The organism is Niveispirillum sp. CC-CTL257 (assembly GCF_059489915.1).
This window is the reverse complement of the sequence record NZ_JCAJXE010000003.1, coordinates 852,406-867,344: the sequence shown is the minus strand read 5'-3', so window position 1 is coordinate 867,344 and position 14,939 is coordinate 852,406. Positions and strand designations below refer to the sequence as shown.

The window sequence follows — 14,939 nt, the reverse complement described above, 5'->3', positions numbered from 1 at the left end:
TGCTGGAGACTTGAAACATCGGCTTTTCATTAATGTTCCGTTACCAACAGTTGGCTTTGGCGGACGGCAAATATGTCGGCGGCGGGTGGCGAAATCGTGGTTTACCCTCATGAGGGCATGACTGCATCAAATGTTGCCCTGCGGCCAGGATTGGCGCGGGCTGATCGCCGTATGGTCACGGCCTTCTTCTGCGATGTTGTTGAATCTTCCAAACTGGTGATTCCGCAGGATCCGGAAGATGCATACGACCAGCTATCTGGCCTGATCGATATTATGCAACGGCATGTGCAGACTTTCGGCGGCACAATCTGTCAGACACTGGGCGATGGAATTTATGCGGTTTTTGGTGCTCCGGTCGCTCTGGAAAACCATGCCGTCCGCGCGTGCTACGCTGCCGATGCGATCCTGAGGGAGGTTGCGCGCGGTACTCGGGCTGTGCGCATTGGCATCTGTTCGGGCGAGGTATTGTGGGATCACGCCTTGGCTGGGCGTCAATCGTCAAATCCGGCGACAGGTGCTGCAATTCACATTGCCGCAAAGATGCAGCAGTCATCTCCACCGAATGCCGCGCGCCTTGCCGATAGTACGGCGCGTCTTGTCATCGACTGGGTTGACACCAGACCTTCAAAGGTGCTGGCCTTAGGTGGTGCCGAACCGACTCAGAGCCATGAGTTGTTGGGTCTGCGTGGTCGTCGTCGACATAGTGACGATGATTTGCCGATGGTTGGGCGTGAGCATGTTCGCAAGCAACTGTTATCCGCACTTGCGAATGTGGAGACGGGGGGGCGACAGGCTTTCACAGCGCATCTGGTGCTAGGAGCGCCAGGCTTGGGCAAGACCCGCTTGATGCGGGCATTGGCGGATACCACCCGCTCGTATGGCTTCAGGGTCATTGAGTGGCAGGTCCCGCTGGTGGAACCGGTGGGTGCGCTCAATCCGTTGCACCAATTAGTCGTTGAGTTGCTGGATGGGCCTTTGCCGCGCACCGTTGCTGGCATTTCCGCGATGCTTCGTGCTGCTGGTGCCGCCGGTGAAGAGGCCGATGCCCTGGCGCGCATCCTGCTTCCTGCTTCTGATGAGTGGGAAGGGGGCGGCGGTTCTACGGTATTGACGGTTGCCATGAGGGCATTGGCGGCGTTGGTGGGGGCTGCCGCGAGTCGGCGGCCGTTGCTGCTGCTGGTGGAGGATGTGCAATGGGCGGACAGTGCAGTTCAGGCGGTTCTTTCTACCCTGCTGTCACTTCCTGAAGAAACCCGCGTGATGCTTGTCATGTCACGTCGCGACGGGGGAACAGACGCAACCTTTGTCGATCACCCCCGCTTGCGACGCCATTCATTGGCGCCTCTAAGTGGGCCGGATGTCGCACTGCTGCTGGATTTGTGGATGGGCCGTGCCCCGGTCCTTGATGCAATCAAGGCAGACCTGGCCCGTCGCAGCCGTGGCAACCCTCTTTTCCTGGTCGAATGCATTCGTGTCCTGTTGATGAACGGTACGTTGCTTGGCGATGTCGGGGGCATGATGCCTGGCACCGTGACCGAGTATACGCTGCCCGATACGGTGCAGACTTTGTTGGCGGTGAGGATTGATCTGCTGGATGAAGAAGCCCGTGATCTGTTGCGGGCCGCATCTGTGATCGGACAAACCTTTGACGCGGGTCTGTTGTCGTCGCTGGTCGGTAATGACCTTATGCGGCGACGTGTACCCGATCTCGTTCGGGTTGGGCTGATTGACGAAACGCGTCTTCTGCCGCGCCAGGAGTACAGCTTCCATCACGCCCTTCTGTACGAAACGGTTCACGCTGGCGTAACCCGGTGGTCCCTGCGTCATCTCAATGCCCAGTTGGCGGAATTGCTTGATCGGCCGGAGCAGGCCGGATTGCCTGGCCGGCTGGCAGCGCAGACGCGGCATGCGTTCAGAGGCGAATTGTGGTCGATGGCTGTCAATGCCGGGCGGGATGCGGCGATGGAAGCCCTAGTCAGGTCTTTGGCTCCCGAAGCCGTATCTTTGTTATCCATCGCACTTCAGGCGAATGAGAAGCTTGGCGACGACCCGCAAAGTCGTGACAATGGTATTGACCTGAGAGTGGCTTTGGCCCGTGCGGCTATGCCGGCGGGGCAGGGCGAACGTGCCATGGTTGAACTGGAACTGGCCGTTCGTCAGGCGCAATCGCTTGGCGATGACCGACGGGCCCTGAACGGCTTGGTGCAGCAAGTTAATTTTGAACGTGTCTATGGTTACGTTGACCGAGCCGTTGCATTGGCAGAGACAGCGCTGCGCTTGTCGGGGGGGGCGCCACGCGCTCATCCGGAACTTCTGGTCATTGCGGCGGCAAGCCATGTCGATCTGGGGGAGCCTGACAAAGCTCTGAAACTGTTAGATTTGGCGAAGCAGGCAGGCCCGGAACATATTTCGGGTCGTTATACGGTCATGGACCCCAAGATGCTCTGGTCCATTATCCGGGCAAAATGTCTCTCCTTGTTGGGGCAGGATGAGGATGCTGAACCTCTGATCCAAATGGCCTTGGAAATGGCAGACGCCAGTATCCATCCGTTCAACCGTATTTACGTAAGGGCATATGCGGCTGAAATCCGTATGCGCCAGCGCCGGTTTGGCGATGTGTTGGCATTCAGTTCCGAGGGACTGACCATCTCTCGCGCAACGGGCTCTAGCCTCATGGACTCTCTCAATCTTGCGAGACGAGGCTTGGCGCTGGCCCATATGGGGCGGGTCGCTGGCGGGCTGGTGGATATCGAAAACAGTTTGCGCCACGCACACGCGCAGGGAGCGATCCTACACATTGCTTGGGCCCGCCACGCCCGCGCCGTGGCTTTGGCGCTTGCTGGCCGATTGGAGGATGCGCTCCGAGAACGTGAACAAGTCCTGTCTCTTGTGGAAGAGAGGCAATATGGCTTGCTCCGTCGCTTCATTCCTGCGGAGTCGGATTTTACCGCGATGGCCCGACAACTGCCGACCGGTGGAATGCCGGTATCCCTGTCTACAATGTTGCATTGAGTACAAGTAAAAAAGGCGACTTCCTTATCAGGGAAGTCGCCTCAAACCAATATAAGCCTTTGAGTTAATTCTTATCGTCAGAGGGAATATCGTACAGGTCTCGCAGTAATATCGTCGATGCACCTTTTGAGACCGCGCGATAGTAGGCAACAAGGAAAGCCCTGATTGTTGCCGTTAGAGAAGCATTCTGATGCTGCCGACGTGAAACGATCGTAATAACCTGATGAATGCTCAGGCTCTCTTTTTCTGCAATCTCATGCAGGGCCTGCCACATCACCGCTTCTAGGCGGACGCTAGTCCGGTGACCGTCCACCCAGACATTGTGGCTGATGAGTTGCCCATCGACCTCCAAGTCGTGGGGTTCATAGACCGTGATGTCGTTACGGGATTGCGGAGCGTTCATCGGCGACCTCGCCTTGCTGGATCGTGTGTCGTGTTCGGAACAGGGCGCTCCGAACTGCGGATGGCGGACACACCATAGCGTTCTCTCTGCATACATCGTTGTGAAGTGGTTCACACAGCAAAGACCTGAGACTGGATTACGCTCAGCTCGCTTGCTCAACGACATGAATACACTGGCAACTAGGTTGCCGGGACGTTGAGTTACAAATGTAATCATTAAAGGAGACACCAATGCTTGCTCGTGGTGCGGATGGTCGCCTGTACCGTATCGGTCCTGCCGGGACGGTCGATGTTATCCATGAAGAGCCCAGCACGGTCCGCAGTCGTGACGCCGGGCATAACGTGATGGAGAAGGGTGCCAGTGCGGATATCTACTCCGCCAGTGCGGATATCTACTCCGCTAAGCTCTGATTCGATGCCGGGTACCGGTCCAGATAGTTTTGGGCCGGTACCGGCCGGCAAACATCACAACAGTAAACAAGTCTGAGGGGGATCGGCAATGGATCAGGTCCGTTTGACCGACTGGGATAACCTGGAAGCGCCGCAGTGGCGTCGGTTGGTTTCAGCGGAGGACACACTGACCCGCGTAAAGCCGTTCTTTTCTTTATTCGGCATCACGCGCGTAGCGAATGTCACAGGCTTGGACACGATCGGTATTCCTGTTGTAATGGTTAATCGTCCTAATTCCCGTGGACTGGCTGTTTCACAGGGCAAGGGTGTGACACTGGCCGCAGCCAAGGCGTCGGCGGTGATGGAGAGCATTGAGAGTTGGCACGCCGAACGGGCGTCGCACCTATCGTTGCGGATCGGCTCCTACGAGGACTTGCGGTATTCGTTGCCGGTGGTCGCTCCTGATCGTCTGCCTTGCAATATGGACAGCGTCTATACTCCTCACCATCAACTGCTATGGGCCGAAGGTACCAACCTCCGGGATGGTAACTGCCTATGGATTCCCTATGAAATGGTGCACAGCAACTACACGCTGCCTTTGCCCACGGGACACGGATGCTTTCAGGCAACCTCGAATGGCTTGGCCTCAGGCAATCACTGGGTTGAGGCTGTAATCCACGGATTGTCGGAGGTGATCGAACGCGATGCCCGGACGTTGTGGAACCTGATGTCAGAAGAGGCGCAGGAAGACACGCGTGTCGATTTGGAAACCATAGCTGATCCTGCATGCCGGATGCTGCTTGCGCGGTTTGCTAAGGCGGGTGTTGCGGTTGGTGTGTGGGACATGACGTCCGATGTCGGTGTTCCGACATTTCTTGCCCGAATTGTTCAGGCAGATGCGGGATTGGGCACCACAATCCGCCCGGCTGCCGGTTATGGTACCAACCTCGTTCCCGAGATTGCCTTAGCGCGCGCCCTGACAGAAGCGGCACAGAGCAGGCTTACATTCATTTCCGGCGCTCGCGACGATATGCGCCGCGAGGAATACGACCACTTCCTGGCCGAAGAACAGCAGATGCTTTGGCTGAATCGCATTCGGCTTGGCGCGACTGTTCGTGACTTCAATCAGGTCAAGGGATGGCGTGGTCAGTCGCTGCGGGGGGATCTGGTTGAGCTGCGCCAGCGTCTGGCCAATGTCGGTATCAACGATGTGGTTGTTGTTGATTTGACGCGCCCGGAAATTGGCATTCCCGTTGTGCGTGTTGTGGTGCCGGACCTGGAAGGCGTGGATGCGACGTCGCAATATTGCCTGGGCCTGCGCGGTCGTCGCGCGGCCGGGTTGGCCTGATACAGTTGGGGGGCTGGTCATGAACAATCCCGTTGTCGTTTTTTTGGGACCGACACTGCCGCTTTCTGCTGCTCGCCAGATACTGGCCGCTGACTACCGCGCCCCCGTTGCCCAGGGAGACGTGCTGCGAGCTGTAGAGGATCGCCCGGCTGCAATTGCCATCATTGATGGCTACTTCGGCAATGTCCCCGCCGTTTGGCACAAGGAGATCCTGTTTGCCATGTCGAAAGGCATCCCGGTTCTGGGGGCGGCCAGCATGGGGGCTTTGCGAGCCGCAGAGTTGCATGCCTTCGGTATGGAAGGAGTGGGTTCGGTATTCCAGGCTTATGCTGATGGGCGCCTCGAAGATGATGACGAGGTGGCGGTTACGCACGGTCCGGCTGAATTAGGGTACCCTTCCTTGTCGGAGGCCATGGTTAATATCCGACGCACCTTGTCCGACGCCCATGCAGCTGGCATTTTATCGGTGCCTCTGCGACGCCGCTTGGAGGAGATCGCGAAGGATCTTTGCTATCGCGATCGCAATTACGGGCGTATTCTTCGCGAAGCCGAGGAGGGAGTTGATCCCTTTGAGCTTTCAGCTTTTCGTGAATGGCTGCCGATTGGTCGGGCTGATCAGAAGCGAGAAGACGCTGTTGCTCTGCTGAAGCAGGTTCAAGAGAGACAGACAGACGGTGCGCTTTCTGTTCGACCGCTTTATGCGTTTGAACATACCGCCATGTGGGAAGCGGTGGCCCGTCCTGTGCATGCAATGCGCGTGTGAATTGTAATATTTGGACGCCGCGTCAATCCTGGTATTGTCGGGGAATGGGAGATAGTCATTCCCGCCGCCTAGATCGGGAGTTATTTGTGTCGCCTGCTGTTGATACCGCCCTTCTTCGGCGTAACAGTCTTTTCGCGGTGTTGAGTGACACCGAGATGGATGCCGTGCTGGAATTTGGACGATTGCGGCGTGCTGTGGCAGAAGAGCGTATCTTCACCAAAGGTGACCCAGGCGACAGTCTCTATGTCATCTTGCGTGGCCGCGTCGCGGTGCAGACCGAGTCGGATGAAGCAAAGGTCATGCTTCTGAATATCCTGGATACCGGGGCGCTATTCGGAGAAATCGCCATGTTGGACGGTGGCGAACGCACAGCCACCGTCGTGGCACAGGAGCCGACGGAATTGCTGCGCATTGATCGGCGCGACTTCATGCCGTTCCTAGCGCAGCGTGCTGATTTGTGCATTCGCCTGATGGGCGTGTTGTGTGAGCGGGTACGCTGGACCAGTGCGATCATTGAAGACACGGTGTTCTTGAACGTCCCTCGACGCTTGGCAAAGCGTATTTTAATGCTGGCGCAGTCATATGGGCGTACCACTGACACGGGTACCCGTATCACGACCTTTGTCAGCCAGGAAGATCTGGCAAATATGCTGGGTGTTTCCCGGGAGAGCGTGAACAAGACGCTGAAAAACTTCCAGACGGCTGGCGCGATCATCTACCGCAATGGCTTCATAGTAGTTCAGGACGAAAGCTTCCTGGATCAGGTTGCACGCTAGGCGTAGTCTGCCCAGATGGACCGGCAGAATGGTGGCGTGGCGTGGACAAGGCGTCTTTGGGGAAAATCGCTGGAGCTTTGATTTTTGTGATGGGATTGGCCGGGTGTGCCAGTCACGAAAATCAAGTGAATGACAATTATATGTACGTTCCCTCACGGCCTCCGGTGCCGGTGCCAGAGGCATCGCCGCATGCTGTTTCTGTGCCTGCTCCGGCAGCCACACCTGTTCCGACAGTGCCGGCGGCCTCGTCATCAGCCGTGCCATCAACGGCCAAGCCACCACCTCCGCCAGCCAGGCCAACCGCCGCAGTGAAGGCGGGCAGCTGACATGGGCATCAATGAATTGATCGATCAGGCCATTGCGCTTCATCAGGCGGGTGATCTGGTTGCAGCAGAAGGTGCCTATCGGAATATTCTGGTCGCTGCGCCGGCGCTGGCGGACATCCATTATTTGCTGGGCATGGCTTGTTTGAGCCAGGGCAAACCGGACGCCGCCGTCAAAGCATTACGCACGGCGGTGCGCATGAAGGACGGACAGGGGGAGTGGTGGCACGCCTTGGGCCTCGCACTCCGTCAGACGGGTGAGTTGCCCAACGCCATACAAGCCTTTTCTAACGCGTCCTCCCGGTTGGAAGGGGCGTCGGATCGGCGTGCCGAGGTGCTGGCGGAATGGGGGGCGCTGCTGGCGTCACTTGGCGATCCAGGCGCGGAAGTAATATTGCGCCAAGCGATAGGGCTAGTTCCGGGCTTGCCGTCCGCCTCAGGCAACTTGGCTGCGCTGCTGTTCAACCGCTTCATCGATGATAAGCGGCTGAACCATCCCGATGCTCTGGTTTCATTGGGGGAGGCTGCCAACCTGGCACCCAATAATATGTCTATCCGCTTGCGATATGGTCTCGCCCTGCTTCGGGCAGAACGGCCGGCTGAAGCGCTAATGGCAATCGAACCGATTTTGGCGCGGGAACCAGACAACTGTACGGCCTTGCTTGCGTGGTCTGATGCATTGTCCGTACTGGGGCGTTACGAGGAAGCGGCAGGGGCAGCTGAAAGAGCGACGAAGCTGGCTCCAGGGGTGGCGGCCCCCTTGGTTGCTCTCGGTGTCGCATGGCATGGCATGGGAGCCCTGGATAAGGCACTGCAGGTTCTGCGGGCCGCGGTACGGGCTGATCCGAATAGCTTGCCGGCTCAGCTCGATCTAGGGACCCTGTTGCGCGATATGGGAGATGATGATGGTGCCGAACAATCTTATCAGCGCTCTCTGACCCTGGCGCCATCTCATCCCGTTGTGCACTGGCAGCGGGCGCAGGCTCGACTGATGGCTGGCGACTTCGCGGAAGGTTGGCGCGAATATGAATGGCGTTGGGGTATGCCGGGTTTCAATGTGCCTGCGCCATTGCGGCGACTGCCTTTATGGGATGGCAGCGTGTTGCCGGCTGGTAGGACGCTGTTGATTCACGCTGAACAAGGGCATGGCGACAGCTTACAATTTGTCCGGTATCTGCCGCTTTTGCGCAACCAAGGTCTGACCCCGCTTCTCCAGGTGCAGCCGGCACTGGTCAGGCTTTTCCGTGAGAGTCTGCCATCCGATATCCATGTGGAGCCCATTGGGTTGCCGCCTCCTGATGCGGTAGACTGCCGATGCCCCTTGCTGGGTCTTCCTCTGCGTATGGGGACAGTGACCCCGGCCGCTATTCCCTCCAATACACCCTATCTCCAGGTGCCTGAGGCGCGTCGGAAGCTCTGGCGGGATCGACTGCGGGAGCTTCCTGGGGTGAAAGTCGGCCTGGTGTGGGCGGGGGATGGTCGGGTAGGGGATCCCCGTGCGGCAGCCATAGATAAACGGCGCAGCCTGTCCCTCTCACAACTGACCTTGTTAGGTACAGTGCCGGGCGTCAGCTATGTCAGCCTGCAGAAGGGACCAAAGGCCTTGGCCTCTGGTGACGCGCCCTTTCCAATTCACGACTGGACAGAGGAATTGGCTGATTTCGCAGACACTGCGGCACTGGTGTCCGAATTGGACATGGTCATCGGCGTTGATACGGCGGTGATCCACTTGTCGGGCGCGCTTGCACGGCCAACCTGGGTTCTGTCCCGCTTTGACGGCTGCTGGCGCTGGCTTCGGCATCGTTCGGACAACCCCTGGTATCCAGGGTTGCGCCTGTTTCGACAAACTGACTGGGGGGATTGGCGCATAGCAATCGCCGAATTGGTTAATGCCTTGGCGGAGGAATCATCCCTAAGAGTAGGCAAAGCCGAATAGAAAATTTTGAAGATAAACTTCTGATCGATTCCCCACTGCGAAAATGAAAATGCCGTGGGCCATAGAGAGGCATCGTTCTGAAGCCCCTCTATGATTCAGCCTACTTAAGAGCCCTGAAGAATCCGATTGCTGGTCTTGTCTAATTGCGCTATTGTAATCTCGTCTATCAGAAGGCTCACGGCCATGCAGATTGAGGGGATTAGGGGCGCAGCAGTGCCATATGTATCTGCGGTGACGCAAAGCAGCGCCGCAGCTGAAGAGCGTTTGCCTGCGGACCAACCAGCCCGGGCCTCGCAGCTCCCCTACATTAGCCCTGTTCTTCAATATGATAGCGATGCAGCGGTCGCGGTTTTGCTGTTCCGCGATGGCGGCAGCGGTGATGTCGAGACGCAGTACCCGTCGAAGCGTGTTGTCCGCGAGTACCAACTCCGTGGCCGTGAGCTGGGCTCTTCTGAAGCCAGCGGTGCCGGCGATGAGCGTTCGGGTAGTCAGCGGCTTCTGGCTTTGGCGCGCGGGAACATTGACGCAATCAGTTCCTCCCCTGCTCGAGGTTTTGGATCGACGGGTACCCCGGCGGTTTCCCCAACCGTGGCGGCCTCTCCGACCGTTGCAATTGCGGGCGGCGGGAATGTTGTGGGCACGGTCAACTTCGTGGCTTGATCTGATTAAGTTCAAGCGCGGCATTTCGAATGCCGGAGTGCCGATGAGGTCTCCGGCATTTTATTTAATTCTTACGGGGATTGTCCTGGCTTTCCGATGCGAATTATTTGACATCTGTATGATGCGGCATGGTGAAATGCGCACATGATCCATCAGCAGGTAGAGCAGGAGCGGGTGCGCGCCCTCGCTGAGCAGGCGGAGAAGCATCTGGCACATGATGATGCGGCGGCTGCTTTGGTGATCGCAGCGCAGGCTGTGGTTCTGGATCCGACAGATTCTCATGCACAGGCTCAGCATGGTCAGGCTCTGATGCGGCTGGGGCGTCCTTTGGAGGCTGCCTCGGCATTTCAGGCGGCGTTGGCCTCCAATCCCGAAATCCCGGCCCTTCATCTGTTACTAGGCAATGCATATCGGGCGGCGGATGACAATCACCTTGCCGCAATTGCCTATGGTGAGGCCATACAGCGTGCGTCGGACATGGGCGGGGCGTGGCGGAATTTTGGCTTGGCCTTGCTGGGAACGGGTGATGTCGGGCGTGCGGTGAAGGCGTTGCGTCGCGCTTGCGCATTGGAACCTGACGCGGCGGCAGGTTGGAACTCTCTCGGAGCCGCCTTGCACGCCACGGGGGCACCGCACCAGGCGCTGTGTGCCTTCACCGAGGCGGCGCGTCTGGCATCCGTCACTTGCAGGGAAGGTGCGCGCGCCCGTTGGAACCAGTCGCTGCTTTATCTGCTTACCGGGGACATGACCCGAGGCTGGTCGCTGCATGCCTATCGTCGCACAGGCCCGCTTGGTGGCCACACCGCTCCCTTTGGTCTGCCTGTCATAGCAGGCAGGCCAAGCGCAGGCATGCGCGTCCTTGTGACCATTGAACAGGGTTTGGGCGATGTCGTGATGGTATTGCGGTTCCTGCCGCTACTGGCGCAGGAGGGTGTTCATATCATCTTACAGCGTCCCGAGCCCTTTCGACGGATGCTGACTGCCTTTCCAGGCGTCGAGTCGTTTCTGGACGATGGCATGCCAGTACCCGATGTGGATGGCGTGCTGCACTGCATGACGCTGCCTTCCCTGTTTGTCGCGAATGACCAACATGTCCCAGGGACTGTTCCCTATTTGCGTCCTGATCCGGCTTTGGCCGCGCGGTGGGAGAAACGACTGGCTGGCACCAAGGGGTTACGAGTGGGATTTGTTTGGGCAGGGAATCCCGACTATGCCCTGGATCGCGACAGATCTCCGGGCTTACAGGCAATGTTGCCGTTGATGTCCATGGCTGGCATTGACCCGGTTTGCCTTCAAGTTGGTCCGGGCCGACGCGATCTTGCGACGATACCATTGCCTCCCGGGGCTATCGATCTGGGGGCAGAGGTTACCGATCTGGCGGATACCTTGGCGATTCTCTCCTGCGTGGACCTGTTGGTGAGTTGCTGCACCATGCCGGCGCATCTGGCCGGCGCTGCGGGGGTTCCCACGTTCATTCTCATTCCCGCTGTTCCCGACTGGCGTTGGGGGTTGGGGCGGACAAGCAGCCCCTGGTATCCGTCCATCACGCTGTTCCGTCAGGAGCAGCCGTTGGACTGGTCAACGCCGTTGGCCAATGTGGCGCGTGATCTGTCCAAGCGTATAGGTTCACGCGCTTGCCGTTAAACGGCTTGACTCTGACCTCTCATCGGTGTTTGCTTCATTGAACCCGAAAAATTCGGGTGGATCATACCTCCAAAGGAGAGACACATGTCTTCTAATGACGTCAGCTTGACCGCTGGTATGCGTAATAACCTTCTGCTCCTGCAGAAGACCAACAAGCAGGTCGAGTCCATCCAGTCGCGTCTGGCGACCGGCAATAAGGTCAACTCCGCTCTTGACGGCCCCAACTCGTTCTTTGCTGCAAAGGGTTTGAACACTCGCGCGGGCGATTTGTCGAGCCTCAAGGAAGCGATGGGCCAGGCCATCAGCACCATCCAGGCCGGTGACAAGGGTATCACCGCCATTGAGGACTTGGTAGCGCAGGCCCGTGGTCTGACCACAACCGCTTACTCCAATCTGGGCAATGACGCCTCCTCCATCTCGGCTCGTAAGTCGCTGGCAGAGCAGTTCAATCGCCTCAAGGATCAGATCGACAAGATCGCGGGCGATAGCGGCTATCAGGGCAAGAACCTGTTGAAGGGCAATGGCCTGACCCTGGACAGCACTGCCGACAGCCGTAAGGGTGTCAACAGCATTTCGGGTCTGTCGAACAGCCGCGTCACGAATGTGGTCAGCGCTGATACATACTCTGTTAAGATCAGCGGCACAGGCGCTATCAGCGCCGATTTGGAAGATATCGCAAAGGCCGAAGATAGCCGCGGTCTGGCCTCGTTGAAGGTTTCAGGCACCATCTCTGCCACTTCCGGCAACTTCTCTGACATCAGCGTTGAAATCCGCGGTAACAGCGGTCGTGAGCGTACGGCCATTGTGACGGAGAACGGCGAGTCACGTACCTTCAAGTTCTTCGATAACACGCAGGCAGCAGTTGCCAGCACGACCACTGCCGGGTCCTCGGGTACGCCTCAGACGTCCCGTGTCACCATCAGTGGCTCTATCGAAGAAGGCGATACCTTCACCGCGACGGTGAATGGTCAGTCCTTCTCCTACAAGGTTCAGGCGTCGGATCTGGTTAACAGTGGTGTCGCTCGTACGCCGGATGAACTCCGCGAGCAGATTGCCAGCCAGCTTGCCAATGCAGTCGCAGCCGGCTCGGACTTCTCCGCTGTTGGTACCAGCGCTACGGCCGACGGTACCGGCGAGCGGTTTAACGTGGTGTACAATGCCGGCAATGACTACTTCGAAGTCAGCTCGGATTTGACGACCGGCACCGGCTCCAGCTTCACGATCGGCGCTACCTCTTCCAACGCCGCGACCAAGGCTATTTCGCTCACCTTCTCCTCCGGCACGACCGTTTCTTTCACGGTTGACCGCGCTCTGCTGGAAGCGAAGGGCACGTCTGCCAACGGCGTCTCGACCATTGAGAAGAATGTCGACATTACCTTGTCGGCCACGAACCTCAACGGTGTGACGGTGGAACGTTCGGGCCTTAACGCCCGCGGCAATGCCAAGCTGAGCGAAGGTGAGAACTCGCTGACCTTCGATAGCGGTACGGTTCGTGTGACGGTTGACGCGTCTACTGTCAAGGCAGCAGCCTCGACTGCGAAGTCGGCCAACCTGACGACGGTTCAGCGTACCGATGCCAACACCGAGAACGATCTGGCTGTTCAGTTCAATGCCGACAACACCTCCAACATCCAGGTGGTGAGCCGGAACGTGACGTCGGACGGCCAGGGCCTGCGTATCGACTACGCTCAGAACAACTTCCTGGACCGGGCCGATATCGACAAGGCCGTTGCCAGCCTGGATTTTGCAACGTCCACGCTGCGCAGCGCCTCTCAGGCTCTGTCGACCAACCTGAACGTCATCCAGACCCGCGAGAGCTTCACTAACGAATTCTCGAACGTCCTGGTTGAAGGTGCGAACAAGCTGGTCCAGGCCGACCAGAACGAGGAAGGCGCGAACCTGCTGCTGTTGCAGACCCGTCAGCAGCTGGGCACCATCTCCCTCTCGCTGGCCAATCAGGCTCAGCAGTCGATCCTGCGGCTGTTCTAAGCCAAGGGGCCGTAAGGCAAGGGAAAGGCGGGCCAAAAGCCCGCCTTTCCTGATTCTGGTTTGTCTTCACCTCCTGTGCCGGCCTTTCTGGGGCAAAATGTTCGGGTGTGCTGGTGCGTTTTTTCGTGACCGGCGGGGGGTGGCTGGCTTACTTCCTTGTGCAGTATGGACGCCGCCGAGCGGGCTCGTGCGTTCTTGAACGGGAAATGCTGCCGTGCCTTTGAAACTTGTTCTGCGTCCTGGAGAGAAGCTGATCGTTAATGGTGCCGTGCTTGGCGTCGGCGATCATCCCGTGTCTCTGTTTTTCTATAACAAGGTCAATTTCCTGCGGGGTCGGGAGATCCTGAAGGAAGAGAACTGCGATACGATTGAGAAGAAGCTCTATTTTATCATCCAGCTGATCTACATCTTCCCTGAGGATGCGGAGCTGAACCTCATTAAGTTCGGCATCATTCTGGAAGAGGCGCGTCTCGCGCAGCCGACCGAATCGGCTCTGTTCGACGAGGTTCATACGCTGGTGCAATCCGGCAATTATTACCGTGCGCTGAAAATCTGCAGGAAACTGTTCCCAGCAGAGGCAGCGCCCGGCGACGCGTCGGAAAAGCAGGCCAAGTCGCCCGTGGTCGTGACCAAGGTTCGTCGCCGTCCGGCCGTTAATCAGCCGGAATGACGTCTCCGTTCTGATCCACCAGAATGGTCCGGCAAATCCGCGCTGGGCCCGTGGTCCATATGGCTGTACCCCAGGACCATCCTACGCCAAATCCGCAGAGAAGCAGGGTTTGCGCGCCGGACAGCATCGGGCCTTGCAGCGCATCGGTGATGGCCAGAGGGATGGTTGCAGAACTGGTATTGCCTCGTTCCGCCAATGCCAGGACCAACTGGTCTTCCTGCGCTCCAATCTTGGAACCCAATCGGCGCAGCATCATTTCATTGGCCTGATGCAGGACGACATAGTCGATTTCGGTGATGTCGGTGTCGGCAAGCGCCAGTGTTGTCGCGATGGCCTTGGGCACCTCCCGCAGGGTGAACGCGAAGACCTGGGTCCCGTCCATAAACAGCAGAGGACCGTCCGGCTGGCGCGTACCGCAACCGGGCTGGATCAGATAGGGTGCTCCCGCCCCATCTGTGCCGGTATCCACGGTCAGACAACCTGCCTCTGCATCCCATTCCAGTGCGGTGACCGTGGCTGCATCCCCGAAAAGCGGCGCGACAGAGCGGTCGTCCGGGTCCATGGTTCGGCTGGTTGTGTCGCCAGCCACCAACAGCGCCCGGCCCTGTCCCATTCCCGACAGAAGCGACGCCGCCAGCCAGAGGCCATAGACATAACCGGAACAGCCCAACCCGACATCAAACGCCGCACATTGTTTGCCAAGGCCCAGGCGCTGTTGCAGCAGGCAGGCGGTGGCCGGAAGCGGATAGTCTGGCGTCTGGGTTACACAGATCATCACGTCGACGGAGCCGCTGTCCCATTGCAGGTCGCTGAGCAATTCTTGTGCTGCCGGTAGCGCCAAGTCCGACATGCATTGACCGGGAGCGGCGATATGGCGGCGGCGGATGCCTGTAGCGGCGGCGATTCGTTCGGCTTGGTCGGTGCCGAACCGAATGGCCATATGGGTAACATCCTCCACCCCTGCCGGCAGGGCTGAAACGATGCCGCGAAGGGCGATGCCGTTGATGCGGGCCTGGGCCATACGCC

Annotated in this window: 11 protein-coding genes; 9 read left to right on the top strand and 2 right to left on the bottom strand. The window is 58.5% G+C overall.

Features of this window, described 5'->3' with window-relative positions:
- Nucleotides 1-72: 72 nt before the first annotated feature.
- Nucleotides 73-3,012, top strand: a complete 2,940-nt coding sequence (locus ABC729_RS20535; RefSeq protein WP_495609465.1) for an ATP-binding protein — start codon at nucleotides 73-75, stop codon at nucleotides 3,010-3,012.
- A gap of 64 nt (nucleotides 3,013-3,076) precedes the next feature.
- Here ABC729_RS20535 and ABC729_RS20530 read toward each other — a convergent pair whose 3' ends face one another.
- Nucleotides 3,077-3,415 carry a ribbon-helix-helix domain-containing protein gene (locus ABC729_RS20530; protein WP_495609464.1) on the bottom strand — a complete coding sequence of 113 codons (339 nt, stop codon included), beginning with the start codon at nucleotides 3,413-3,415 and terminating at the stop codon, nucleotides 3,077-3,079.
- Between the two features lie 230 nt (nucleotides 3,416-3,645).
- Here ABC729_RS20530 and ABC729_RS20525 point away from each other — a divergent pair, with 230 nt between their 5' ends.
- The 8 genes from ABC729_RS20525 (at nucleotide 3,646) to ABC729_RS20490 (ending at nucleotide 13,913) form a co-directional block, all read left to right on the top strand.
- Nucleotides 3,646-3,825, top strand: a complete 180-nt coding sequence (locus ABC729_RS20525; RefSeq protein ID WP_495609463.1) for a hypothetical protein — start codon at nucleotides 3,646-3,648, stop codon at nucleotides 3,823-3,825.
- An 88-nt stretch (nucleotides 3,826-3,913) separates the two neighbouring features.
- Nucleotides 3,914-5,152: a YcaO-like family protein gene (locus tag ABC729_RS20520; protein ID WP_495609462.1), complete on the top strand. Its 1,239-nt coding sequence runs from the start codon at nucleotides 3,914-3,916 to the stop codon at nucleotides 5,150-5,152.
- A gap of 19 nt (nucleotides 5,153-5,171) precedes the next feature.
- Nucleotides 5,172-5,915 carry a TfuA-like protein gene (locus tag ABC729_RS20515; protein ID WP_495609461.1) on the top strand — a complete coding sequence of 248 codons (744 nt, stop codon included), beginning with the start codon at nucleotides 5,172-5,174 and terminating at the stop codon, nucleotides 5,913-5,915.
- Nucleotides 5,916-6,001: 86 nt separating this feature from the next.
- Nucleotides 6,002-6,691 (top strand): Crp/Fnr family transcriptional regulator, encoded by a 690-nt coding sequence (locus ABC729_RS20510; RefSeq protein ID WP_495609460.1) that lies wholly within the window; start codon nucleotides 6,002-6,004, stop codon nucleotides 6,689-6,691.
- 327 nt (nucleotides 6,692-7,018) lie between these two features.
- Nucleotides 7,019-8,950 carry a tetratricopeptide repeat protein gene (locus ABC729_RS20505; protein ID WP_495609459.1) on the top strand — a complete coding sequence of 644 codons (1,932 nt, stop codon included), beginning with the start codon at nucleotides 7,019-7,021 and terminating at the stop codon, nucleotides 8,948-8,950.
- An 804-nt stretch (nucleotides 8,951-9,754) separates the two neighbouring features.
- Complete coding sequence (locus tag ABC729_RS20500) at nucleotides 9,755-11,254, top strand: glycosyltransferase family 9 protein (RefSeq protein WP_495609458.1); 1,500 nt, start codon at nucleotides 9,755-9,757, stop codon at nucleotides 11,252-11,254.
- Between the two features lie 84 nt (nucleotides 11,255-11,338).
- Complete coding sequence (locus ABC729_RS20495; protein WP_495609457.1) at nucleotides 11,339-13,243, top strand: flagellin N-terminal helical domain-containing protein; 1,905 nt, start codon at nucleotides 11,339-11,341, stop codon at nucleotides 13,241-13,243.
- A 214-nt stretch (nucleotides 13,244-13,457) separates the two neighbouring features.
- A complete protein-coding gene (locus tag ABC729_RS20490; RefSeq protein ID WP_495609456.1) occupies nucleotides 13,458-13,913 on the top strand; it encodes a flagellar biosynthesis repressor FlbT in 456 nt (151 codons plus the stop codon).
- On the opposite strand, the gene ABC729_RS20485 is transcribed toward ABC729_RS20490, so the two are convergent.
- Nucleotides 13,897-14,934, bottom strand: coding sequence for a 3-oxoacyl-ACP synthase III family protein (locus ABC729_RS20485; protein WP_495609455.1), 1,038 nt, complete (start codon nucleotides 14,932-14,934; stop codon nucleotides 13,897-13,899). The two genes, ABC729_RS20490 and ABC729_RS20485, sit on opposite strands and share 17 nt — an antisense overlap.
- Between the last annotated feature and the right edge of the window lie 5 nt (nucleotides 14,935-14,939).

Excerpts from the sequence above, each read along its gene's own strand:
- ABC729_RS20535 (WP_495609465.1), top strand. The coding sequence starts at position 73 with ATGTCGGCGGCGGGTGGCGAAATCGTGGTTTACCCTCATGAGGGCATG.
- ABC729_RS20530 (WP_495609464.1), bottom strand. The coding sequence starts at position 3,415 with ATGAACGCTCCGCAATCCCGTAACGACATCACGGTCTATGAACCCCAC.
- ABC729_RS20525 (WP_495609463.1), top strand. The coding sequence starts at position 3,646 with ATGCTTGCTCGTGGTGCGGATGGTCGCCTGTACCGTATCGGTCCTGCC.
- ABC729_RS20520 (WP_495609462.1), top strand. The coding sequence starts at position 3,914 with ATGGATCAGGTCCGTTTGACCGACTGGGATAACCTGGAAGCGCCGCAG.
- ABC729_RS20515 (WP_495609461.1), top strand. The coding sequence starts at position 5,172 with ATGAACAATCCCGTTGTCGTTTTTTTGGGACCGACACTGCCGCTTTCT.
- ABC729_RS20505 (WP_495609459.1), top strand. The coding sequence starts at position 7,019 with ATGGGCATCAATGAATTGATCGATCAGGCCATTGCGCTTCATCAGGCG.
- ABC729_RS20500 (WP_495609458.1), top strand. The coding sequence starts at position 9,755 with ATGATCCATCAGCAGGTAGAGCAGGAGCGGGTGCGCGCCCTCGCTGAG.
- ABC729_RS20495 (WP_495609457.1), top strand. The coding sequence starts at position 11,339 with ATGTCTTCTAATGACGTCAGCTTGACCGCTGGTATGCGTAATAACCTT.
- ABC729_RS20485 (WP_495609455.1), bottom strand. The coding sequence starts at position 14,934 with ATGGCCCAGGCCCGCATCAACGGCATCGCCCTTCGCGGCATCGTTTCA.